This window comes from Streptomyces sp. H39-S7, assembly GCF_027158205.1.
Taxonomy (GTDB): Bacteria; Actinomycetota; Actinomycetes; order Streptomycetales; family Streptomycetaceae; genus Actinacidiphila.
Genome location: NZ_JAPVLU010000047.1, coordinates 1 through 23183 on the forward strand (window position 1 = coordinate 1; position 23183 = coordinate 23183).

Consider the following 23183-nt stretch of genomic DNA (forward strand, 5'->3'; position numbering starts at 1 on the left):
AGGCCCGCTACGGACGGGCCTGGCGCCGCAAAGCCCCCGTCGAAGCCCTCATGCCCCTGCGCCTGGCCCGCTACGGCATCCCCCTCGCCGAAACCGCCCCCCTCGGCCTCGCCGCCGCCGGCATCACGATTCCCGTCACGGCCGTCGTCACGGCCGACACCAACGGCGCTGCCCCCGTGCCCGCGGACGCGGACGGCGAGGACACCGGGGCCACGCACCACGAGCAGTCCGCCGCCCCGGACGGCGTCGACGGCCGGGCCCATCCCGGGCAGCCCGCAGCGGACGACGGGTACGAGAACCTCTGGTTCACCCCGGTCCCGGTGCTGCCCGCGGACGAGCCCGGCGCGCCCGACGCGTCGTACCCGGCGACGGACGACGGCGCGGCGCCCGAGCGGGAACCGGTGGCCGTGCCGGAGCAGACGGCCGCCGCGCCCGCGGGTCCGGCCGGCGCGGCCTCGCGCCTCGACACCCTCTACGCCGCGTTCGTCGAACTGACCGACGCCCTGGGCCAGTACCCGACCTTCGACGACCTCGCGAAGATCCTCTTCGTCAAGTACAACGTCACCGGCCGCAGCGGTCAGGCACTGAGCCCCGACAGCCTGCGCCGATACGCCGGCCAACTGCGGGAGCGGTACGAGGAGGAGCGGTCGGCGGTGGAGTACGGCGCGGAGGTTTGAGACGGCGTCGTCCCCCGCAGGAGTGACCGTTGCGGGAAGTTGTCCTCCTGGACCACCTCGGGCTGGGACACTCCGAACAAGGGTGGTTCGGCATGATCCGGAACCATTTCGTCGTGCTGACAGGCTCGCCTCACCTGCCGCCGGCTGCCCTGCGCAGCGGGTGTGACAAAGGGAGGTGGCGGCGCTGGCGATCACCGTTCTGGAGTGGCTCGGTCTGTGGGTCGGCGTCAGCCTTGCCGCGGGCCTGCTGATCGCCGTGGTCGGATACCGGCGCAACACACTCCGCCGCCGCGCTCAGGAGTCCCGCCGGATCGACCCGCCGGGCGACGAGCCGCAGGACTGACGAGTGGACCCGACACGCTGTCGCTATGAGGGTCCGTGCGCGACACTGGATCCATGACGCCCGAGCAGCAGCGTGTTCTGGACACGATCGCGTTCCGGCTTGCCGCCCGACTGGGCATCGACCGGGCCGAGGCCCGGATCGCGGTCGAGGACGCGGCCGACCGGCGCGGTCCCCATCTCGCCGAGGTCGACGCGGAGTTCCGCGCCGTGGCCGCGGAGCTGGCCGCCGCCGGGCAGCCGGCCGCCCGGTTCGCCGCGGCGCTGCACCGGGCCGCCCGGCGCAGCGTGCGCGACGCGGTCCGCGAGCGGGAGCGCGGCAAGCGCTTCGTCGCCCGCCACCCGGACCTGATCGCCCTCGACCACCGCCTCAACGGACTCTACGAGCGCCCGACGGCCTGACCCGGCGCCGCACTCCCGTCGTCCGGAAGTTCAGCCGGCACGGCCGCTGACTAGCCGACCCCGTGTCCCCGGTGCGCCACCGCGTGGCCGAGGTCCGTGCGGCGGTAGCGGATCTCGTGGCGGTGGCGTTCACCGACGACGAAGCCCGCGTCGCGCAGGACCGACAGGTGCTCCGAGACGGTGCCGCCCGCCAGGGCGTGGCGGTGGGCGAGTGCGGAGGTCGAGGCCGGTTCGTCCAGGCCGGTCAGCAGCGCGGCCCGGGTGCGGCCGATGAGCCGGGCGAGCGCGGCGTCCCCGGTGCCGCGCGGTGGCTGCCACAGGGTGCCGAGGCCGCGGACGGGGTAGATGGCGGTGGGCTGCCAGGGCGGGTCCACGACGATGACCACCTCGTCCCACTTGAAGGCGCTGGGCACCAGCACCAGGCCCTCGCCGTGCAGTTCGCGCCGGTCGTCGTCGCCGAACTCCCGCGTCAGGACGTTGTCGTGCCATCGCAGCATGGGGTGGAGCTCGGCGAAGAGCCGGTCGAGACCGCCTTCGGCCAGCCGCCGGGACTGGAAGCCGACATCGGCGTCGAGCAGGTTGCGCACCCGCGGCCAGACCGGTTCGACCAGGGTGTGCCAGGCCTCGCGGACCAGCCGCGTCAGCCCGGCCAGCACATCGGCCGGCTCGCCGAGCAGCAGCCGGCCGGTCTCGCTGCCGGACGCTCCGGGGCTCTCCCGGAGCGAGCGGACGATCTCGGCGCGGACCCGCGCCGGCGGGGTCGCCGCGATGCGCGCGAGGTCCTCGTCGAAGGTGGCGAGCGGTCCGGTCGGCGGCGGGGACAGGAAGTCGGGGGTGTATCCGCGCCGGGGCTGCAGCAGGGTGATCGGCCGCAGGTCGAGGGTGCCGAGCCCCGGGCGGACGGAATCCAGCCACCGCTGGTGGTGGCCGGGACCCTGCTCGCCGGTGGCGACGCGGATCGCGGCGAGCGTCTCCAGTGCGGGGGAGACCGCGAAGCGGCAGCGCCGCAGGTCGGCGGGGCTGAACCGCAGCGTGACGGCGATGGCGTGCTCCCCGCGGACGTCGGTGTGCCGGTGGGTGATTCGGTCCGGGCCGAATGACTGGTGAGGAGCGTAGCAATGCTCGCAGGATGGTCCCCGTGAGCAGCGCCACCGCCGTCCGGCGGGGCCACCGTGAGGGGAGCACGACATGAACGACACGACGAACGCGACCGGAACGGATGCCGGCTGGGAGCAGCGGACGGCGGAGCTGTGGGCGGCGATCGACAGCCACAGTGAGGACGACTTCCGCGCCCGGATCGGGAAACTCGCCGCCGAGCTGCCGCCGGACCATCCGGCGGCGGTGTTCGAGCGGGCAGCCGCGTTCGACTCGACCGGCCACTCCGATCTCGCGGTCCCGCTGTACCGGCAGGCGCTCGACCTCGGGCTGGCGGGTGAGCGGCGCCGCAGGGCCGTGATCCAGCTGGCCAGCTCGCTGCGCAACCTCGGTCGCGCGCAGGAGAGCGTCGCCCTGCTCACCGCCGAGCGGGACGCCGGCTCCGACCACCTGGACGACGCGGTCGCCGTCTTCCTCGCCCTCGCCCTGGCGGACACCGGTCGCGAGCGCGAGGCGGTGTCGGTCGCGCTGACGGCGCTTGCCGGCCATCTGCCCCGCTACCAGCGCTCGGCGGCCAACTACGCCCGGCTGCTGGTGGAGCCCGATCCCGCCGAGTAGCGGTGCGGGGGCCTGGGGGCCCGTTCGCGGAGCAGTGGCATGATGGCGAGCTTCGCGAGCGAGAGGGGACGCCACGGTGCGCATTCTGTTCACCTTCGTCGGAGGAAACGGCCACTTCGAGCCACTGGTCCCGATCGCGGACGCCGCGCGGGAAGCCGGCCACACCATCGCGTTCGCCTGCGGCCCCGGCATGGTGCGGGCGGTGGCGGCGGCGGGGTTCGACGTCCTCGGACCGGACACCGGCCACGACGGGCAGGCGGAGCGGCGGCCGCTGCTCGCGGTCAGTACCGAGCGCGAGGACCGGATCCTGCGGGAGGCCTTCGCCGGCCACATGGCGCGTGCGCGCGCCGCCGACGGGCTCGACCTGTTCGCCGCGTGGCGCCCCGACCTGCTGGTGTGCGAGGAGATGGACTTCGGCAGCGTGGTCGCGGCCGAGCGGTCGGGACTGCCGTACGCGCGGGTGCTCGTCATCGCCGAGGGCTCCTTCGTACGGCACCACCTGATCGCGGAGCCGCTCAACGAGTTGCGCGCCGCGCACGGCCTGCCCGCCGACCCCGGTCTGGACATGCTCGGCCGGCACCTCGTCCTGGCACCCTTTCCGCCCGGCTTCCGGCACCCGGACTTCCCGCTGCCGCCCACCGGGCAGGCGCTGCGCCCGCGTGGCCTGGACGCCGTGCCGGAGGAGGCGGTGCCGCGGTGGATCGGGGAACTGGGCGACGCGCCGACCGTCTACTTCACCCTCGGCACCGTGTTCAACGTCGAGTCGGGTGACCTCTTCGGGCGGGTACTGGCGGGGTTGCGGGACCTGCCGGTCAATGTGGTCGTGACGGTCGGCGAGGACGTGGACCCCGCGGAGCTCGGACCGCAGCCCGGGCATGTGCGCGTCGAGCGGTTCGTCCCGCAGGCGGCGCTGCTGCCCCACTGCGACGTGGTCGTCTCGCACGGCGGGTCCGGGAGCGTGATCGGTGCGCTGGCGTACGGTCTGCCGTCGGTGCTGATCCCGATGGGCGCCGACCAGCCCCAGAACGCGGCCCGTTGTGCCGCCCTGGGGGTCTCCCGCGTGCTCGACGCCGTGGAGGCCACACCGGACCACGTCCGCGAGGCGGTCGTCGAGATACTGGCGGACGCGTCCTACCGGCTGGCCGCCGAACGCCTGCGGGACGAGATCGCCGCCCTGCCCGGCCCCGCCCACGCCGTCGCGCTCCTGGAACGCCTGGTGGCGGCCGAGTGGCCGAGCGCTGCGGAGGACCGCTCCGAGCGCGGACCGGTTCGGCCGACCTGAGCTTTGGTGAACGTTTCTGCGTGTTGGTCATTTTGTCAGCTTTTGCCGTGTTTTAGCGTCAGGGTTCGTGTGGTTGGCGGGTGACGTGGACGGTGGAGGTTCGGGTGGCGTCGTGCGGTGAGGCCGAGTGCACGGGATGCGCGTGCGGGGCGGGCGGCGGCGTGGAGGGCAGGTGGTGCCCCCGCTGGTGGCCGCTGGCGGCCTACTGGGTGGCCTCCCGGCTGGTGATACTGGCCATGCTGCGCACCGGGCACGGGGACATCGCCTCGGAGGTGCACCGGCTGTACGTGCGCTGGGCCGGAGAGCTGCAGGCGGGATCGTTCCCCGCCGGGGACGTCACCTGGCAGTACCCGCCGGGCGCCGGCCTGCTCATGCTCGCCCCCGCCCTGGTGCCCCTGGTGTCGTATCTGCAGGGCTTCGTCGTGCTGATGGTGCTGGCCGACGCCCTGGTGGTGCTGGCCCTGGCGCGCGCCGCGCGCGGTGGACGCGGCAGCGCGGCCGGTGCCTGGCTGTGGGCGGGCGGCCTGCCCTTGCTGCTGGCGCTGCCCTTCGCGCGGTTCGACGTGGCGGTCGCCGCGCTGGCGGTGGTCTCCCTGCTGGTGATCAACCGGCGGCCGTGGCTCGGCGGCGCACTCGCCGGAATCGCCGCGATGATCAAGGTGTGGCCCGCGCTGGTCGTGCTCGGCACCCCCCGGGGCCGGTCCACCCGTCAGGCCTGGAGCGCGGTGCTGGCGTCCGCGGCGGTGCTGCTGACGGTGCTGGCGGTCGGCTTCCGCGGGACGTTCGGATTCCTGTCCTCGCAGGGCAACCGGGGGGTGGAGGTCGAGTCGATGGGCGGCACCCTGCTGCACCTGGCCCGGCTGGGTGGCTGGCCGGGGCACGTCAGACTGCACTACGGCTCGTTCGAGTTCCTCGGCCCGTACGTCTCCAGCGTCGCCCGCGGCTCCCTGCTGCTGACCGCGGTGGCCTTCGGCTGGCTGCTGCTGTGGCGCTGGCGCGCCCGTGTGTGGAGCGAGGCCACCGTCTACGACGCGGCCCTGACGGCGGTGCTGCTGTTCACCTCCACCAGCCGCGTGATCAGCCCGCAGTACCTGATCTGGCTGATCGCCCTGGCCGCCGTGTGCCTGACGGTGCACGGCACCACCCAGCGGCCGGTCGCGGTGCTGCTGCTCCTCGCCACCGCCGTCACCGCGGTCGACTTCCCGCTGTTCTTCGGCGCGGTGCTCAACAGCTCCTGGCAGGGCGTCGCCGTCCTGGTGGCGCGCAACAGCCTGCTGGCCGCGGCGACGGTGCTGTCGTGCGTACGGCTGTGGCGCGCGGCGATCCCGTCCCGGCGGGCCTCCCTCGCGACCGGACGCCGGGCGGGACCGCGGCCGGTGCCCCTGGAGAGCGGGGTCGCCGGCGGTAATTGACACCGCCCGGTCCCTGCCCGGCGGTTTAAGGTCGTGTCATGGCTGCAGACGAGGGGACCGTACGGGTCGACAGTTGGATCTGGTCCGTACGGCTGACGAAGACCCGGTCGATGGCCGCCGCGGCGTGCCGCGCCGGCCACGTCAAGGTCAACGGTGAGCGCGCGAAACCGGCCCAGACCGTGCGGTCGGGGGACGAGGTACGGCTGCGCGGGGAAGGCGCCGAGCGGATCGTGGTCGTCTCGCGCATCGTGCGCAAGCGGGTCGGGGCGCCCGTCGCCGCGGAGTGCTTCGTCGACAACAGCCCGCCGCCGCCCGCCCGTGAGGACATCCTGGCGATCGGCCGCCGCGACCGCGGCACGGGCCGCCCGACCAAGCGCGACCGGCGGGAGATGGAGCGGCTGCGGGACATCGACGTCTGACGCCCACCCGAACCAGGACCGCCACGCGGCCGCCGGCCGGGCCCTGGAGCGCTTGCCGTCGGAGATCGGCGCACCTAGCGTGAGTCGTGCCGGCCGGGCCCCCGGCGGTCCCGGCCGCTCGGATCAGAACGGTGGGCCCCATGTTCTCGAAGTCGCAGGCGCCCCGGCGCGAACCCGACGGGATCGCGCCGGCAGGCGGGACCGGGACGGCCGGGGAGATCCACGTCGGGTCGGCCGCGGGGCGGTGGGTGCTCGTGGCCTCCATCCTCGGGTCGGCGCTGGCCGGGATCGACGCCACCGTCGTCAACATCGCCCTGCCGGCCATCGGCCGCGACTTCGGTGCCGGATTCGGCACCCTGCAGTGGGCGGTGACCGCGTACACCGTCGCGCTGGCCTCGCTCATCCTGCTGGGCGGCGCGCTGGGCGACCGGTACGGCCGGCGCCGGATCTTCAACGTCGGCGTCCTGTGGTTCGCCGCCGCGTCACTGCTGTGCGGGCTGGCGCCCTCGGCCGGCTTGCTGCTGGCCGCCAGAGCTCTGCAGGGCGTCGGGGGAGCGCTGTTGATGCCCGGCAGCCTGGCCATGATCCAGGCGTCCTTCCACCCGGAGGACCGGGCGCGGGCGATCGGCGCGTGGTCCGCCTTCGGCGGCGTGGCGACCGCGATCGGCCCGTTCCTCGGCGGCTGGCTCGTGCAGGCGGCCTCCTGGCGCTGGGTGTTCCTCATCAACGCCCCGCTCGCCGTCGCCGTCGTCCTCATCTCGCGCCGCCACGTGCCCGAGACCCGCGATCCGGCGGCCGCCGGGCGGATCGACGTGCTCGGCGCGGCCCTCAGCTGCGTCGGGCTGGCGGGCGTCACCTACGCGATCATCGCCGCCCCGGAGCACGGGGCCGGGTCGGCGACGGTGCTCGTCAGCGGCGTGCTGGGCGTGGCGGCGCTGGCCGGCTTCCTCGTCGCGGAGGCCCGTCAGGCACACCCGATGCTGCCGCTGAGCATGTTCGCCGTACGCCAGTTCAGCGCCGCGAACGGTGTCACGTTCGCCGTCTACGGAGCCTTCGGCGGAGTGTTCTTCCTGCTCGCCGTCCAGCTCCAGGTCGTCGCCGGGTTCTCGCCGCTCGCCGCCGGGACGGCGATGCTGCCGATCACGGTCATGATGCTGCTGCTCTCCGCGCGCTTCGGCCGGCTGTCGCAGCGCATCGGCCCCCGGCTGCCCATGACGGCCGGACCGCTGATCTGCGCGGCCGCGACCCTGCTGATGTTCCGTGTCGGGCCGGGCGCGGACTACGTCCGGGACGTGCTGCCCGCCGTCGTCGTGCTCGGTTTCGGCCTGGCCGTCCTGGTCGCGCCGCTCACCGCCACGGTCCTGGGCGCGGTCGGCCCCGAGCACGCCGGTGTGGCGTCGGGGGTCAACAACGCCGTCGCCCGCGCGGCCGGCCTCATCGCCGTCGCCGCGCTGCCGGCCGTCGCCGGACTGTCGGGCCGCAGCTACGACGACCCCGAGGCGTTCTCGCACGGATTCCACGTCTCGCTGGTGATCGCCGCGTCGCTGCTGGCGGCGGGCGCCGCCCTGGCCGCCGTCACGATCCGCACCCCGCCCGCGCCGCCGGCCGGGGCGCCGGCGGCGCCCCGGGACGAGGGGCCGCCCGAGCCGCGCATGCACTGCGCGGTGGACGGCCCGCCGCTGACCGCCCGCAAGTGCGACAGCGGCTGACGGCGGCCGGCAGCGGTCAGCCGAGCAGCCGCCGCATCGTGTAGATGGAGTACGTGCCCATGTGGCCCGCGGAGTCCAGTTCCCTGACCTTGTCGAGCATCCAGGTGGGGGCCATCCCCTTGTCGCTGTACTCCGCCTCGCCGCGCGCCTCCAGCAGCCAGCCCTCGCCGCCCAGCCGGTCGAGCCGGGCCAGGATCAGGGCGGGGGTCTGGAGCGTCGAGTCCTCCAGGGCGACGATCTCCGCGCCCTCGCTGGTGACCACCAGCTCGTAGACCTTCTCCGCCCCCTGGGGCCCGTAGTACCCGATGTACAGAAAGCCGTACTGCCAACGTTCCACTGTCGCGTCTCCCAACCGGTCGTATGGTGGCGCGGTCACGTCACCGGGGACGTTTGCGCTCGTACAACCCCTGCCCCGCCAGAGCTCCCGCATAGATGACGAATCCGATGCCTATCAGCCAGGACTGAACGATCAGCACGGTTCCGATGGGTCCGTAGGAGGTCGCGCTGCTGGCGATCAGCGGCGAGAAGACGGTGATGGAGAAGAACCGGAGCCCGACGAGGCCGGCCACGGTCAGCAGCGCGCCGGGCAGCAGGAGCCACCGGCCGACGCGGCCGCAGAGCAGGAAGTGCTGGATCCACCAGAAGAACGCCACGCCCCCGCTTCCCGTCACCACGATGCGGATGAGGGGCTGCAGCGGCGTGCCCTCCTGAACGTGGTCGGAGTACTCGGCGGTCAGCAGGTAGCCGACCAGGACCGCGAGTGCCAGCGCCCGCCGCAAGGTGGCGTGCCAGGGCGCGGACGGCAGGTCCCAGATGCGTTCGTAGGTGGTCTGGATCGCGGCGATGAACGACAGCCCGAAGACCGCCAGGGACGCCAGGCTGAGCGCGGTCGTGGTACTCAGCACCCGTGCCGGCGAGCTGAACAGGCTCTCCACCGCCTGCGCGGAACTGCCCCGCACCCCGAGCGCGTCCCGCACCCACGCCACGAACCCCTGGCCGTTGTGGCCCAGTGCCGCCGCCACGACGATCAGCAGCGGGATCAGTGTCACCAGACCGAGTGCGGCGAAGCCCATCGACCGCTGCATCAGCTCTATCTCGACACCCCGCCGCCAGATGCGGCGTGCCACCCGCGCAGGCTTCGGACCCCGGTCGGGCGGGCGACCGTCCGAGCCGGAGTGCACCGAGCGGCGGGTTTCGGGGGGCTCCGGACCCATGGAGGTCTGCTACCCCGTCCCCGCACGTGTGCACGCGACAACGGCCGGGTGCACGAGCGGAGCTCGATGGGAGCTCCTTGCTTCGCAAAGAAAGTTACTTTCTTGCGTCAGTGATCTCCATTTTTGCGGAGGCTGCTGTAGCTTCGACTCTGTGACGAAACGACTTTCCCAAATAGCCGGGTTCGCGGGAGTCAGCGAAGCGACGGTCAGCCGGGTGCTGAACGGCAGCCCCGATGTGGCGCAGGGGACGCGGGACTCGGTGCTGACCGCGCTCGACGTCTTCGGGTTCGAAAGGCCGGCCAGGCTGCGCAGGGATCGGGCCCCGCTGATCGGGCTCGTCGTCCCTGACCTGCAGAATCCCATTTTTCCCGCCTTCACCGAGGCGTTGGCCGGGGCGCTCAACAAGCGGGGGCTGATCCCGGTGCTGTGTACCCGGACCGCGGACGGGGTCTCGGAGGCGCACTACATCCAGATGCTGCTGGAGCAGAACATCGGCGGCATCATCTTCGTCGGGGCCAGTTACGCGGACGCGGGCCCGGAGCACGGGCGGGAGTTGAAGGAGCGCCAGGTCCCCATCGTGCTGATCAACGCGGCGGACGAGAACCTGGGCGTCCCCCAGGTGTGCGTCGACGACTCGGTGGCGGCCCAGCAGGCACTGGTGCACCTGGCCGGGTTGGGCCACGAGCGGATCGGACTGATCCTCGGGCCGGTCGGGCATGTGCCGTCCGCGCGCAAACTCGCAGGTTACTCGGCCTATTGGGCGTCGCAAGGGAAGGGGCCCGAGTACTGGCGCCCGCTGGTGACGCACGCGATGTTCGCCATGGAGGGCGGGGCGATGGCGCTGCCCAGGCTGCTGGCCGAGGGGGCCACCGCGGTGGTGTGCGCGAGCGACGCCCTCGCGCTGGGCGCGATCAGGGCCGCCCGCCGGCAGGGCCTGCGCGTACCCCAGGACCTGTCGGTCGTCGGCTTCGACGACTCGCTCTACATGGTGGCCACGGATCCACCGCTGACCACGGCCCGCCAGCCGGTCCAGGCGATGGCCGCCGCGGCGATCGCCGCCCTGATCTCGCAGGTGGACGGGCATGCCACGATCGATGAACTGATGCTGTTCGAACCGGAGCTGATCGTGCGCGGCTCGACGATGATGCGCAGGGCGCCCGATCGGCCCTGAGCTGCGGTTTCCCGGCTCCCTGCGGTAGGGGGGCGGGTGTGAGGGCGGGGTGCCCCCGGTCTGCCAGGGCCGGTGGCACCCCGCCCTTTCGCGTGCCGCCGCGGCGGCTTCCGGCGCCGGACCCCCGACCGTGGTCGTCGACCGCCGGGGGCCGTACCGAATCCCTTAGGGCGCACCGGTGTTACGCCTTCGGATCTCGTTGATGAAGTTCTTGCGTCAGTTCATTGACATCTTGCAAGCCCGACTTCTACTGTCAGCGCCAACGCACAGCGCCCAGACGCGAATCCTCCTCCCCGTTACGCAAGTCGACGCAAGCCCGTATTCGTCATCCGGGCCCAGGTCCGCCGCCGCTCTCCAGGAAGGCCCCATCCCATGGCCGGCTTCAGAACCCACCGCACCGTCTGTCTCACCGCACTCGCCACCGCACTGGTCCTCAGCGTCACCGCGTGCGGGGGGAGTTCGTCCAGCTCCGGTGGCGCCGACAAGAACGGTGTGGTGACGATCAGCGTCAACGGCCTGCCGCCGGCGACCCAGACCGTCGACCGCAAGAACTTCGAGGACGACGTCAGGGAGTTCGAGGCGAGCCACCCGAAGATCAGGATCGACGCCCACGAAGGACTGATGGACCCGACGACGTTCGCGGCCCGGCTGGCCGGCGGTCAGTTGGAGGACGTGTACTACGTCTACTTCACCGATCCCGCCGGGCTGATCCAGCGCCGCCAGGCGGCGGACATCACCGCCCAGCTCAAGGACTTCCCGGGACTGAAGGACATCCGTCCCTCGCTGCAGAACGTCTTCAAGGACGGCAGCGGCAAGGTGTACGGCCTGCCGACCGGCAACTACTCCCTCGGCCTGGTCTACAACCGGGCGCTGTTCGCCAAGGCCGGCCTGGACCCGGACAAGCCCCCGGCCACGTGGGAAGAGGTCCGCACCGCCGCCCGGAAGATCAGCGCGCTCGGAAACGGCATCGTCGGCTACGCCGACTACAGCAAGAACAACCAGGGCGGCTGGCACCTCACCTCGTGGATCTACTCCATGGGCGGTGACGTCGCCACCAAGGACGGCAGCGCCTGGAAGGCCGCCTTCAACAGCGACGCGGGCCGCAAGGCCCTGCAGACCCTGCACGACATGCGCTGGACGGATCAGAGCATGGGCACCCGGCAGCTGCTGGAGATCCCCGACGTCCAGAAGATGATGGGCGCCGACAAGCTCGGGATGTACATGGCGGGGCCCGACAACATACCCACCATCGTCAAGCAGTTCGAGCGCAAGTACGCCGACTACGGTCTGGCCGCCCTGCCCGGTACCGCGACCCTCGGCGGCGGTGACGGCTTCATGTTCAACCCGAAGGACACCCCGGAGAAGATCAAGGCCGGCCTCACCTGGATCCAGTGGAAGTACCTCACCCCGGAGCGCGAGGAGGCCATCACCAAGAAGTCGGCCGGCAAGGACATCCCGATCGGACTGCCGCAGCCGAACCTGTGGGACGGGGCGGGCCAGGCCAAGGTCGACGCCGCCCACCTGAAGTACGCCAACGTGCCGCAGAAGAACTACCAGCCGTTCGTCGACCGCAGCGACTCCGTCGAGGTGAAGGTCGAACCGCCGAACGCCCAGCAGATCTACACCGTGCTCGACGGGGTCATGCAGGCCGTCCTGACCAAGAAGGACGCCGACATCGGCCGGCTCCTCAGCGATGCGGAGAAGAAGGTCAACGTCATCCTGGCCACCGCCAAGTGACGACCGGATCGCTGACCGCCTCCAGCAGCCCGCCCGGCGCCCCCGAGGCGGCCGGCGCCCCGGAAACCCGTGCGGCACGCCGGGCGCGCCCCTCGAGGGAGCGGCTGCGCCGCGGCATCCGCGACAACCTGGTGGCGTACCTCTTCCTGACGGCCGGAGTGCTCTGCTTCGCGGTGTTCTCCTGGTACCCGATCGTGCGCGGGGTGCTGCTCAGCTTCCAGCAGGTCAACTTCGCCGAGCCGGCGCGGTGGGTCGGGCTGGACAACTACCAGCGGCTCTTCGACGACCCGCTGTTCCTGACCGCCTGGCGCAACACCTTCTGGTTCAGCCTGCTGGCCCTGGTCTTCGGGTTCGCCGCCCCGCTCGCGACCGCCGTGGTGCTCAACGAACTGCGGCACGGCCGGGCCTTCCTGCGGATGACGGTCTACCTGCCGGTCATGCTCCCGCCGATCGTCACCATGCTGCTGTGGCGGTGGTTCTACGATCCGGGACCGGGGCTGTTCAACAACGTGCTCCAGGTCGCGCACCTGCCGGCCCAGCAGTGGCTGGAGTCGGAGAACCTGTCGATGATCTCGCTGGTCCTGGTCTCCACCTGGGCCAACATGGGCACCACCACGCTCATCTACCTCGCCGCTCTCGGCGGGATCCCCGGTGAGCTGTACGAGGCGGCCGAACTCGACGGCGCGTCCATCCGGCAGCGCATGTGGCACGTCACCCTGCCGCAGTTGCGCTTCATCCTGATGATCACCCTGCTGCTGCAGATGATCGGCACCATGCAGGTGTTCGTCGAGCCGTTCGTCCTCACCGGAGGCGGCCCGAACGACGCCACGGTGACCGTGCTCCTCCTGCTCTACCGCTACGCGTTCGTCTACAACGACTTCGGTCTCGCCAGCGCCATGAGCACGGTGCTCTTCGTCGTGCTGGGGCTCTTCGCCGGCGTGTACCTGCGCCTGACCCGGACCAAGGGCTGAGAGGAACCCGCCATGGCCGCCGAGACCCCCGTCCGCACGCTCATCGCGCCGACCGAGATGAACCGCCGCACCGGCAGGTTCCTCTACCGCTTCGTCCTGGTGGCGACCCTGCTGAGCTTCACCGCCGCCTTCGTCTTCCCGCTGTACTGGATGGCGTCGGGAGCGGTGAAGTCCTCCTCGGAACTCGCCGCGCCCGAGCCGTCCCTGCTGCCGCACTCCTGGCACCCGGAGAGCTACTCCCAGGCCTGGTCGTCGGTGGGCCTCGGGCACTACTTCCTGAACACGCTGGCCCTCGCGGCCGGCGCGTGGGCCTCCCAACTGGTGGTGGACGTCGCCGCCGCGTACTCCCTGTCCAAACTCCGGCCGGTGCTCGGCAACGTGGTCCTCGGCATGATGCTGGCCACCTTGATGCTGCCGGTCTCCGCGCTGCTCGTGCCGACGTACCTGACGGCGGTCGACGTACCGCTGATCCACGTCAACCTGATCAACACGCCGTTCGCGGTGTGGCTGCCGTCCGCCGCGAACGCGTTCAACATCTTCATCCTCAAACGGTTCTTCGACCAGATCCCCGGTGAACTCCTCGACTCCGCGCGCATCGACGGCGCGGGCACCGTACGAGTCCTGGTCTCCGTGGTGCTGCCGCTGTCGCGGCCGGTGCTCGCGGTGGTGTCGATCTTCGCGGTGGTCGGGGTCTGGAAGGACTTCCTCTGGCCGATGCTCGTGCTGCCCGACCCGTCGAAGCAGCCGATCACCGTCGCGCTGAACCGGCTCTCCGCGGACATGCCGGCCAACCAACTACTGGCCGGGATGGTGATGGCCAGCATCCCCCTGCTCGTCCTGTTCCTCATCTTCCAGCGGAGCATCATCTCCGGCCTGACCGCCGGAAGCCTCAAGGGCTGACCCCGCGGGCTTCCGCCGGCACACCTCCCCCCAACAAGCGGGACCACTCGGCGACGGTGGTGCCGCGGAAGGACTTCTCCGTGTCATCAGGACCCAGAACCCCCACCCGGAGCGCCAAAGTGGCGCTGCCCGTCCTCCTCACCATGCTGAGCGCCCTGGCGCTGTGGAACGTGACGCCCTCCGCCAACGCCGCCACCAACGCCTTCGAGGCGGAGTCGGCGGTGCTGTCCGGCGGTGCGGCGGCGGCGTCCGACCACAGCGGCTACACCGGCAGCGGTTTCGCCGGCGGGTACACCGACGGCAACAAGGGCGCGGCGTCCACCGCGTTCAAGGTGACGTCCACGGCGGCGGGCAGCGGCTCTGTCAAGATCCGCTACGCCAACGGCACCGGCGTGACGATGACGCTCAGTCTGTACGTCAACGGCACCAAGGTCCGCCAGGTGAGCCTGCCGGCGACCGCGAACTGGGACACCTGGGCCACCACCGACCAGGCCGTCACCTTCGCGGCGGGCGCCAACACCGTCGCGCTGACGTTCACCACCGCCGACAGTGGCAACATCAACCTCGACAACATCAACGCCACCACCCCGGACGGCTCCACCACGCCGCCCACCACACCCCCCACCACCCCGCCCCCCGCCGGGACCCCGGCCTACCAGGCCGAGAGCGCCTTCTTCTCCGGCGGCGCCACCGTCTCGACGAGCGCGGCCGGCTCCACCGGCGCCGGCTACCTCACCGGCTTCTCCACCGCCGGTGCCCGCGCGGTCTTCGCGGTGAGCACCCCGGCCGCGGCCACTTACCCGGTCGCCCTGCGCTACCGCACCACGGGCAGTGCCGCCGCCACCGTCACGCTCACCGCCAACGGGCTGAAGGTCCGGCAGATATCCCTGCCGGGCACCTCCGGCGGCTGGTCCGCGGCCTCCACCGACGCACCGCTGCGCAGCGGCCTCAACACCGTGACACTGCGCACCGAGGCGGGCGACACCGGCGGCCCCGACCTCGACGGGATCACCGTCACCGGTTCGAGCGCGAACGCCGCCCGGGGCGCGACCGTCCCGTACACCAGCTACGAGGCGGAGGCCGGCACCACCAACGCGAGCACCCTCGGACCGGACCGCACCTATCTGACGGCCGCCTCCGAGGCGTCCGGCCGCAGGGCAGTGGTGCTGGACAGCACCGGTGAGTACGTCCAGTTCACACTGACCAAGCCGGCGAACGCCGTGACCCTGCGGTACTCGATCCCGGACAACGCGGCCGGCACCGGGGCGGCGGCGACGCTGAGCCTGTACGCCAACGGCACCAAGGCCCGCGACCTGAACCTGACCTCCAAGTACAGCTGGGTCTACGGCGCCTACCCGTACACCAACGTCCCGTCGCAGGGATCCGCCCACCACTTCTACGACGAGACCCGCCAGCTCACCGCCACCTACCCGGCCGGCACCGTGCTGAAGTTCCAGAAGGACGCCGGCAACACCGCGGCCTCCTACACGCTGGACCTGGTGGAGACCGAGCAGGTCGCCGCCGACCGGACCATGCCCGCCACCGGCTTCGTCTCCGCGACCACCCTGGGCGCCACGGCCAACGACGGCAGTGACGACACCAACGCGCTGAACTCCGCGCTGGCGACGGCCAAGTCGCAGGGCAAGGGACTGTGGCTGCCGTCCGGCACCTTCAACATCTCCGGTCACGTCAACCTCACCGGCATCGCCCTGCACGGGGCCGGCGCATGGGCCACCGTCCTCCAGGGCAGCAACGGCAAGGGCGGCCTGTTCGGTCAGGGCGGCACCAGCACCATCCAGGACCTGACGATCTCCGGCGACGCGTCCGTCCGGGACGACGCGGGCGGCGACACGGCGATCGAGGGCAACCTCGGCTCGGGATCGACCATCCAGGACGTCTGGATCGAGCACGCCAAGGTCGGACTGTGGATCGACGCCCCCACCGACGGCCTCTACGCGGGCGGCCTGCGCATCCGCGACACCTTCGCCGACGGCGTCAACCTCCACAAGGGGACCGCCAACACCGAGGTCTGGAACAGCAGTGTCCGCAACACCGGTGACGACGGCCTGGCGATGTTCTCCGAAGCGCTCGCCGTCACCCGCTGCGCCTTCCGCTTCAACACCGTCCAGGCGCCGCTGCTCGCCAACACCGTCGGCGTCTACGGCGGCACCGGCAACCGGGTCGAGGACAACCTCCTCGCCGACACGGTGACCGGATCGGCCGGGATCGCGATCAGCACCCGCTTCGCCCCCGTCCCGTTCAGCGGCACCACCTCGGTGCAGCGCAACACGCTGCTGCGCACCGGCGGTTACGAGCCCAACTGGCAGAGCAAGTTCGGCGCCCTGTGGATCTACGCGGACAGCTCCGACATCACCGCGCCGGTCCTGGTGCAGGACAACACCATTCTCGACAGCACCTACAGCGGTGTCCTGCTCTCGTACCAGAAGACCATCACCAACCTGACGCTGAGGAACACCACGATCCAGAACACCGGCAACTACGGCCTGGAGATCATCTCCAACGGTTCCGGCACCTTCTCCGGAGTCACCGTGACCGGTGCCGCCGCCGGTGGCCTGAGCCTCACCGGCACCTTCACCGTCAACCGGGGCGCCGGCAACAGCGGCTGGTGACCACCCCGGCCCACCCGGTCCGCCCCGCCGCACGCCGGCGGGGCGGACCGCCCCTTCGCCAAGCCCCGGCCACCGGCCCCCGCTTCTCCACGAACCGTCAAGGAGACCCCTCCATGTCCGTCCTCACGACCCCGACCGCCGTCCGCACCGCGACCGCCTGGTGGCGGCATGCCGCGATCTACCAGATCTACGTGCGGAGCTTCGCCGACGGGAACGGCGACGGCATGGGCGACCTCGCGGGCGTCAGGGGGCGGCTGCCGTACCTGCGCGACCTGGGCGTGGACGCACTGTGGTTCAACCCCTGGTACCTGTCCCCGATGGCCGACGGCGGCTACGACGTGGCGGACTACCGCGACATCGACCCGATGTTCGGCACCCTCGCCGAAGCCGAGCAGCTGATCGGTGAGGCACACGCGGAAGGCCTGCGGGTCATCGTCGACCTGGTGCCCAACCACTGCTCCGACCAGCACCGCTGGTTCCAGCAGGCGCTGGCCGCCGGTCCCGGTTCGGCCGAGCGGGAGCGCTTCTGGTTCACGGCCGGGCGCGGCGAGGACGGGGAACTGCCGCCCAACGACTGGCAGTCGTACTTCGGCGGTCCCGCCTGGACCCGGCTCACCGAGGCGGACGGCACCCCCGGCCCCTGGTACCTGCACATGTTCGCCCCCGAGCAGCCCGACCTCAACTGGGAGCACCCCGAGGTGCGGGCCGAGTTCGAGGACATCCTGCACTTCTGGCTGAAGCGCGGGGTGGACGGATTCCGGATCGACGTCGCCCACGGCCTGGCCAAGAAGCCCGGCCTGCCCGATGTCGGCCCCGACCCGGACCCCCAGGACCTGCCGTACCAGGACTGCGACGACGTGCACGACATCTACCGCAGCTGGCGGCGGATCTCCGACGGTTATAACGGTGAACGCGCCTTCGTCGGCGAGGTCTGGCTTCCCACGCCCGAGCAGTTCGCCCGCTATCTGCGCCCGGACGAGTTGCACTCCGCCTTCAACTTCGACTTCCTGTGCTGCCCCTGGGACGCCGACGCCCTGCGGCGCGTCATCGACACCACACTCGCCGCGCACCGGCCGGTCGCCGCGCCTCCCACCTGGGTGCTGTCCAACCACGACACCATCCGGCACGTGACCCGCTACGGCCGCCGGGACACCTCGTTCGACATGGGCGACAAGCGGCTCGGCGACCCCAGTGACCTGGTGCTGGGCCGCCGCCGCGGCCGGGCCGCCGCACTGCTGACGCTCGCGCTGCCCGGCGGCGTGTACATCTACCAGGGCGACGAGCTCGGCCTGGCCGAGGTCCAGGACCTGCCCGACCACCTGATCCAGGACCCGACCTTCGTCCGTTCGCAGGGCAGCGACCGGGGACGCGACGGCTGCCGTGTTCCGCTGCCGTGGTCGGGCGGATCGCCCTCACTGGGATTCTCGCCGGACCGCGCCGCCGCGGCCCCCTGGCTGCCGCAGCCCGCGGGCTGGGAACACCTCAGCGTCGAGGCGCAGGAGGCCGACCCGGATTCGACGCTGGCGCTCTACCGTGCCGGGCTCGCACTGCGCCGGGAGCGGCTGACCGGGCTGCCGGAGACGCTGGAGTGGACGACGACGGGCGACGGCGTCGTCTCCTTCGCCAGGGAGGGTGGCTTCCACTGCCTGGTGAACCTCTCCCCGGCGCCCGTCGCACTGCCCTCCGGCGGGGTCGTCCTGCTCAGCAGCGGACCCCTCGCGTCCGGCCCTGCCGGGTCGGAGCTGGTGCCGGTGGACACCTGCGTCTGGTTCAGCGGCGGAGTGCCGGACTCCGCCGGATGACCTGCCGGGACCGGATGCGGCGGGGCCGGGAGGCTGATCCGCGGCCGGGGCGGGCGTACGAGGGGGAGCGGCCGGGTACGCGCAGCGCGTGGACGGGTCTCCCGCTCGTCCTGGCCGCAGATCACGAAGGACGGTAGTAACGACATGGCGGAGTTCCTGACCGACATCGAAACGCTCCGGAGCCGGGCTCGCCTGGAGATGGAGAAGGGCCCGGTGACCGACGCGTACGGCGCGGACCTGGACCGGGTCCTGCAGGTGCTGAACGAGGCGCTGGCCACCGAGCTCGTGTGCGTGCTGCGCTACAAGCGCCACTACTACACGGCCAGCGGCCTGTACTCCGAACCCGTCGCGGCCGAGTTCCTGGAGCACGCGGGGGAGGAGCAGGAGCACGCGGACAAATTGGCGAAGCGCATCGTCCAGTTGGGCGGGGAGCCGGACTTCAATCCGGACACCCTGACCAAGCGGTCGCACGCCCAGTACGACGAGAGCCTCAACCTGATCGACATGATCAAGGAGGACCTGGTGGCGGAACGGGTCGCCATCGCCTCCTACACCGAGATCGCCAAGTGGCTCGGCGATGGTGACCCGACCACCCGGCGAGTGTTCGAGGACCTCCTCGCGCAGGAGGAGGAGCACGCGGACGACCTGCGCGGGCTCCTGGAGCGCATTCCCCAGGACCAAGGGGGGCTCTGACCGCCCGCACTCCCGCCCGTCCACCGCGGACCGGTTCCGCGGCACGCCAGGAACTCCCCGGTGCGCCGCGAGCCGGTCCGCGGTGCGTCGGGGCGGGCTCGGGTCCCCATGGACCGCGGGAGTACCGTCATGCCCCGGGAGTTTGCCGCCCGTTGGCGGGGGAAGCGGCATCAGTACAGTGTTCCCCGGCCGGCCGGCGGACCTTCGCCCTCGTGCGGAGCTGAACCGGCCGGGGACCTGCCACCACGAGGTGGGCTACGGAACGGTGCGGGGTACGACGTATCGTCCGACCGCGAGCGCGGCCGGTGTTGAGGCAGAAGTGCAGGAGGCGGCCTCCGCCCTGGAGGCCAGACATCGCGGAGATGGCCCATGGACGCTGTAGAACTCACCGACGAGGAACGCCGGATCCTCAACAGCATGGAAGTCAACTTCCGCCGTGAGGGCCGGCTTCTGCGCAGACTGACCAGTTGGGCCGCTCCCGCCGCCCGACGGGTGCGGCGGCCGCCGGTCCGCTGGCTGGTGGCGCTGCTGGGCGGGCTGGCCGCAGGCTCACTGGTCCTGCTGATCGAAGCGGTGCGCGCCGACGCGCCGACGCTGATCTACACCTTCCTCGGCACCTGGACGGTGGCGCTGACCGCTCTCGGGGCCCTGACGCGCAGAGCTACCGCCCCCTCCGTCCCCCGCCCCCACCGGCACCGCAAGCACCGCACCCGCCAACCGGACCGGACGCTCCCCATCGCACCGCGGCACGACGCCCCCTGAGCTTCGGGGACCGGTCAGCCGGCGACACCGTTCCCGCCCAGGATCCGGTCGACCTCGGCCCGGGTGGGCAGGGACCGCTGCGCGCCGTGGCGGGTGGTGGCCATGGCGCCGGCCGCGCAGGCGCCGCGGAGCGCCTGGGCGAGCGGGTGGCCCAGACCGAGAGCGATGGCGAGTCGGGCGCAGAAGGCGTCACCGGCACCGACGGTGTCCACCGCGTCGGCCGGGAAGCCCGGCTCGGTGAGTCGGCCTCCGGCAGCGGCGGCGACCGCACCGGCGCCGCCGAGGGTGATCACGACGGTTTCCGGTCCCAGACGGCGGAGCTGTTCCGCGCGCGCGGTCCAGTTCTCGCCGTCGGCCGTGGAGCCCACGCCGGGGAGGCCGAGCAGTCCGGCCGCCTCGGTCTCGTTGACGATCAGGACGTCGATCTCCCGCAGCAATCGGGTCAGCAACGGGCCGGGAGCCGGCAGTGGAGCGGCGTTGAGCACGGTCAGCGCCCCCGCGGCACGCGCCTCGCGGGCCGCGGCCAGCACGGTGGGCAGCGGCACCTCGAGTTGGAGCAGGACGGTGTCGGCGCGGTTCGCGACGGTCCCTCCGGTGAGGGTCCGCAGGGTGCTCTCGTCGAGGCGGTCGTTGGCGCCGGGGGACAGGGTGATGGTGTTCTCGCCGTCGTGCCGCACCACGATCAGCGCCAGTCCGGAGGCGGTGCCGGGAAGCGTGCCCACCGCGCTGTCGTCGATGCCCGCCGCCACCAGGGCGGCCCGCAGTTCCACGCCGTGGGCGTCGTCCCCGAGCAGTCCGACCATCCGGACCCGCGCGCCCAGTCGCGCCGCGGCGACCGCCTGGTTCCCGCCCTTCCCGCCCGGCCCGCGGACGACATCGGCGCCGGAGACCGTCTCGCCCGGCCGGGGGAGGCGGGGCACCGTGACCGACAGGTCCATGTTGAGACTGCCGACCACGACCAGTCGTTCGTCCATCGCCGCTCTCCGCCGTCCTTGTCGTCGTCGCGACCGGGTCGCCCCGGTGCGCCGGGTCACGCCTCCGCGAGCAGCCCGGTGATCGCCCGGCCGAACATCAGTCGGCCGGAGCGGGCCGTCAGGCCGTCGAAGAGCCGCGGCAGTCCGCGCACCCGCAGCTCCTCGCGCCACGTGACGCGCGATCCGGCGCCGTGCGCGCCCACTTCGATCTCGGCCCATCCCAGAACGAGCGTGCCATGCTTCTCCAGGCGGCAACGGCCGGTGCCGCCTGGCGTCGGCGGTTCCCAGCGCACGACTTCCATCGGGTCGTCGAACCCGACCGGTCCCAGGCCCGTACGGGCCACGAACACGGTGCCGAGCCCGGTGGGAGGCGGGGTCGTGACGGTGATGGCGGTCAACGGCACGTGGGCGGCGTGCCGCTCCCAGCGGGTGAGCCGCCGCCACACCTCGTCGACGGGCAGCGGGGAAGAGCGCTCGATACTGATCAAGGCCACCCCGCGACCCTACGCGAGCGCGCCCGCCGGATGCCGGGACCCGCCGCGACGCCCTGATCCCGGTCCTGCGGCGCCCACGGCGCACGCGACCGCCTCCTGCGATTCCGCATGCCCTACGAAGGAGTCACTCATGAACGTAGGTCTCGGCCTTCCCGTCGACGACCCCGGTCAACTGCTGAGTTGGGCCCGTCGTGCCGACGCCGGCCCTTTCACCACCCTCGGACTGCTGGACCGGGTGGTCCACGACAACCCCGAGCCCCTCATCACCCTGGCGGCGCTGGCCGGCGCCACCCACCGCATCCGCGTCCAGACCGAGGTACTGCTCGCGCCGGTGCACCGCACCGCCCTGCTGGCGAAGCAGACCGCCACCCTCGACCGGCTCTCCGGGGGCCGCTTCACCCTCGGTATCGGGCTCGGCACCCGGGAGGACGACTACCGGGCGGCCGGGGTCGACGTCCGCCGGCGCGGCCGTCGCCTCGACGAGCAGATGGACGTGCTGCGCCGCGTCTGGGCGGGTGGGTCGTACGGCGACGGGGTGGGGCCGATCGGACCCGCGCCCGCGACCCCCGGCGGCCCCGAAGTGCTCTTCGGCGGCTTCACCCCCGCCGCGCTCGCCCGCGCCGCCCGATGGGGCGACGGCTTCCTCGGCGCCGCGCCGTCACCGGACTTCACCGACCGCCTGTTCCGCCTGGCGGAACAGGCCTGGCGCGACGCCGGGCGCACGACGAGCCCCCGGCTGGTGGCCCAGGTCAATGTGGCCATCGGCCCGGACGAGGTGGTCGCGGAGGCCCGCGCCAACGTCGCCCGCTACTACGCGTTCCTGGGCGACCCCTCCCACTTCGCCGAGGGGGTGCTGGGCACGCCCAAGGAGATCCAGGCCGCGGTGAGCGCGTACACCGACGTCGGCGCCGACGAAGTGATCCTCTACTGCTGGTCCCCGGACCCCGGCCAGATCGACCGCCTCACCGACACGCTGTTCTGACGGCCGCGGTCAGGACCGCCGGTCGTGGCCCGTCGGGGGTGCGGTGTGGTCGTGGTGGCCGAGGTCGAGCGTCGGCTCGGGAGGAGTGTGCGGGGTCGGGGTGTCCAGTTCGGGTTCCAGGCCCTGGGCCGGCGAGGTGTGGGCGAGGCCCGCCTCCTGGCGCCAGGCCTGGAACGCGGCGGTGGTGGCGATGAGGAGGGCCAGTCCGAGCAGCCAGCCGCCCACCACATCACTCGCCCAGTGCACGCCCAGGGCGACCCGGGTGTAGCCGACACCCACCACCGACACCACCGCCGCCGCCCACGCCAGGGGCCGTAGCCTGCGGGGCACCAGGGGCAGCAGGACGAGCAGCAGGATGCCGCAGGACGTCGTCGCCGTCATGGCATGGCCGGAGGGGAACGAGTAGCCCGGTGCGTGGGCCACCGGGTCCGGCAGTTGCGGACGGGCGCGCTCGACGGCCACCTTGACCAGCACGCCGATCGACGAACTGAGGGCGGACGTGACGGCGGCCCAGGCAGCCAGCCGCCAGGCGCGGCGGTACAGCAGCCACACCACGACCGCGGCCACCAGCAGACGCATGACGGTGGGCGACCACGGCCCGTTGGTGAGGAAGCGCAGCACCGTCACCCAGGCCGGGTGGTCCAGCGCCGCCCGGTGCAGGTTCTCCGCCGCGCCCCGGTCCGCGCGGTGCAGCGGACCCCAGTGGGCCTCCACGAGGACCAGTACGAGGGCGAACGGGACGGTGGCCACGGCGAACGCCGCCGCGGTGAGCAGCAGCCGTACGCCGAGGCGCTCGTCCGGGCCGCGCAGCCGGTGGATCAGGTTTCCGGGAAATCGCGACAGTGCCCTCATGCTGGTGACAGCTACCCGTTCCGGCGGAGAATCATCAGTCGCGGGCGG

The 23183-nt window shown here is 72.1% G+C and carries 22 protein-coding genes and 1 pseudogene; 17 read left to right on the top strand and 6 right to left on the bottom strand.

What is annotated here, in order from left to right:
* The 3 genes and pseudogenes from O3X23_RS34040 to O3X23_RS34050 all read left to right on the top strand — a co-directional run.
* A pseudogene (locus tag O3X23_RS34040) lies at positions 1 to 677 on the top strand (hypothetical protein); the annotation flags it as partial.
* A gap of 175 nt (positions 678 to 852) precedes the next feature.
* Complete coding sequence (locus tag O3X23_RS34045) at positions 853 to 1020, top strand: hypothetical protein (RefSeq protein WP_269276358.1); 168 nt, start codon at positions 853 to 855, stop codon at positions 1018 to 1020.
* A gap of 53 nt (positions 1021 to 1073) precedes the next feature.
* The gene (locus tag O3X23_RS34050; RefSeq protein ID WP_269276359.1) at positions 1074 to 1418 is read left to right on the top strand and encodes a hypothetical protein; all 345 of its coding nucleotides are present in this window, start codon (positions 1074 to 1076) and stop codon (positions 1416 to 1418) included.
* Between the two features lie 50 nt (positions 1419 to 1468).
* Here the strand turns inward: O3X23_RS34050 and O3X23_RS34055 are convergent, their stop codons facing one another.
* Positions 1469 to 2608 (bottom strand): DUF5937 family protein, encoded by a 1140-nt coding sequence (locus O3X23_RS34055; protein WP_269276360.1) that lies wholly within the window; start codon positions 2606 to 2608, stop codon positions 1469 to 1471.
* On the opposite strand from O3X23_RS34055, the gene O3X23_RS34060 reads away from it, so the two are divergent.
* From O3X23_RS34060 to O3X23_RS34080, 5 genes are all read left to right on the top strand, one after another.
* Positions 2607 to 3131 carry a tetratricopeptide repeat protein gene (locus tag O3X23_RS34060; protein ID WP_269276362.1) on the top strand — a complete coding sequence of 175 codons (525 nt, stop codon included), beginning with the start codon at positions 2607 to 2609 and terminating at the stop codon, positions 3129 to 3131. The two genes, O3X23_RS34055 and O3X23_RS34060, sit on opposite strands and share 2 nt — an antisense overlap.
* A gap of 76 nt (positions 3132 to 3207) precedes the next feature.
* Positions 3208 to 4413, top strand: a complete 1206-nt coding sequence (locus O3X23_RS34065; protein WP_269276363.1) for a glycosyltransferase — start codon at positions 3208 to 3210, stop codon at positions 4411 to 4413.
* A gap of 80 nt (positions 4414 to 4493) precedes the next feature.
* Positions 4494 to 5825 (top strand): glycosyltransferase family 87 protein, encoded by a 1332-nt coding sequence (locus O3X23_RS34070; protein WP_269276365.1) that lies wholly within the window; start codon positions 4494 to 4496, stop codon positions 5823 to 5825.
* 38 nt (positions 5826 to 5863) lie between these two features.
* Positions 5864 to 6244, top strand: a complete 381-nt coding sequence (locus O3X23_RS34075) for an RNA-binding S4 domain-containing protein (RefSeq protein ID WP_269276366.1) — start codon at positions 5864 to 5866, stop codon at positions 6242 to 6244.
* Between the two features lie 140 nt (positions 6245 to 6384).
* Complete coding sequence (locus tag O3X23_RS34080) at positions 6385 to 7953, top strand: DHA2 family efflux MFS transporter permease subunit (protein ID WP_269276367.1); 1569 nt, start codon at positions 6385 to 6387, stop codon at positions 7951 to 7953.
* A 16-nt stretch (positions 7954 to 7969) separates the two neighbouring features.
* On the opposite strand, the gene O3X23_RS34085 is transcribed toward O3X23_RS34080, so the two are convergent.
* Positions 7970 to 8290 (bottom strand): hypothetical protein, encoded by a 321-nt coding sequence (locus O3X23_RS34085; protein ID WP_269276368.1) that lies wholly within the window; start codon positions 8288 to 8290, stop codon positions 7970 to 7972.
* A 40-nt stretch (positions 8291 to 8330) separates the two neighbouring features.
* A complete protein-coding gene (locus O3X23_RS34090) occupies positions 8331 to 9080 on the bottom strand; it encodes a YhjD/YihY/BrkB family envelope integrity protein (RefSeq protein ID WP_269276369.1) in 750 nt (249 codons plus the stop codon).
* A 238-nt stretch (positions 9081 to 9318) separates the two neighbouring features.
* Here O3X23_RS34090 and O3X23_RS34095 point away from each other — a divergent pair, with 238 nt between their 5' ends.
* The 8 genes from O3X23_RS34095 to O3X23_RS34130 all read left to right on the top strand — a co-directional run bounded on the left by O3X23_RS34095 (position 9319) and on the right by O3X23_RS34130 (position 19833).
* On the top strand, positions 9319 to 10338 hold the full coding sequence (locus tag O3X23_RS34095) for a LacI family DNA-binding transcriptional regulator (protein WP_269276370.1): 1020 nt from the start codon (positions 9319 to 9321) through the stop codon (positions 10336 to 10338).
* A 372-nt stretch (positions 10339 to 10710) separates the two neighbouring features.
* Positions 10711 to 12075: an ABC transporter substrate-binding protein gene (locus O3X23_RS34100; protein ID WP_269276371.1), complete on the top strand. Its 1365-nt coding sequence runs from the start codon at positions 10711 to 10713 to the stop codon at positions 12073 to 12075.
* Entirely contained in the window at positions 12072 to 13046 is a 975-nt protein-coding gene (locus O3X23_RS34105) for a carbohydrate ABC transporter permease (RefSeq protein WP_443048060.1), read from the top strand. The genes O3X23_RS34100 and O3X23_RS34105 overlap by 4 nt, the downstream gene beginning before the upstream one ends.
* A 12-nt stretch (positions 13047 to 13058) precedes the next feature.
* A complete protein-coding gene (locus O3X23_RS34110; protein ID WP_269276373.1) occupies positions 13059 to 13946 on the top strand; it encodes a carbohydrate ABC transporter permease in 888 nt (295 codons plus the stop codon).
* Between the two features lie 80 nt (positions 13947 to 14026).
* A complete protein-coding gene (locus O3X23_RS34115; protein WP_269276374.1) occupies positions 14027 to 16576 on the top strand; it encodes a CBM35 domain-containing protein in 2550 nt (849 codons plus the stop codon).
* Positions 16577 to 16689: 113 nt separating this feature from the next.
* On the top strand, positions 16690 to 18378 hold the full coding sequence (locus O3X23_RS34120; protein ID WP_269276375.1) for a glycoside hydrolase family 13 protein: 1689 nt from the start codon (positions 16690 to 16692) through the stop codon (positions 18376 to 18378).
* Positions 18379 to 18522: 144 nt separating this feature from the next.
* On the top strand, positions 18523 to 19071 hold the full coding sequence (locus O3X23_RS34125) for a ferritin-like domain-containing protein (protein ID WP_269276376.1): 549 nt from the start codon (positions 18523 to 18525) through the stop codon (positions 19069 to 19071).
* Between the two features lie 369 nt (positions 19072 to 19440).
* Positions 19441 to 19833 (top strand): hypothetical protein, encoded by a 393-nt coding sequence (locus O3X23_RS34130; RefSeq protein WP_269276378.1) that lies wholly within the window; start codon positions 19441 to 19443, stop codon positions 19831 to 19833.
* Positions 19834 to 19847: 14 nt separating this feature from the next.
* Here the strand turns inward: O3X23_RS34130 and O3X23_RS34135 are convergent, their stop codons facing one another.
* Positions 19848 to 20807 carry a ribokinase gene (locus tag O3X23_RS34135; RefSeq protein ID WP_269276379.1) on the bottom strand — a complete coding sequence of 320 codons (960 nt, stop codon included), beginning with the start codon at positions 20805 to 20807 and terminating at the stop codon, positions 19848 to 19850.
* A 56-nt stretch (positions 20808 to 20863) separates the two neighbouring features.
* Positions 20864 to 21301 (bottom strand): SRPBCC family protein, encoded by a 438-nt coding sequence (locus O3X23_RS34140; RefSeq protein ID WP_269276380.1) that lies wholly within the window; start codon positions 21299 to 21301, stop codon positions 20864 to 20866.
* 130 nt (positions 21302 to 21431) lie between these two features.
* Here O3X23_RS34140 and O3X23_RS34145 point away from each other — a divergent pair, with 130 nt between their 5' ends.
* On the top strand, positions 21432 to 22283 hold the full coding sequence (locus tag O3X23_RS34145; protein WP_269276381.1) for an LLM class flavin-dependent oxidoreductase: 852 nt from the start codon (positions 21432 to 21434) through the stop codon (positions 22281 to 22283).
* Between the two features lie 9 nt (positions 22284 to 22292).
* Here O3X23_RS34145 and O3X23_RS34150 read toward each other — a convergent pair whose 3' ends face one another.
* Positions 22293 to 23135, bottom strand: a complete 843-nt coding sequence (locus tag O3X23_RS34150; RefSeq protein ID WP_269276382.1) for a phosphatase PAP2 family protein — start codon at positions 23133 to 23135, stop codon at positions 22293 to 22295.
* Between the last annotated feature and the right edge of the window lie 48 nt (positions 23136 to 23183).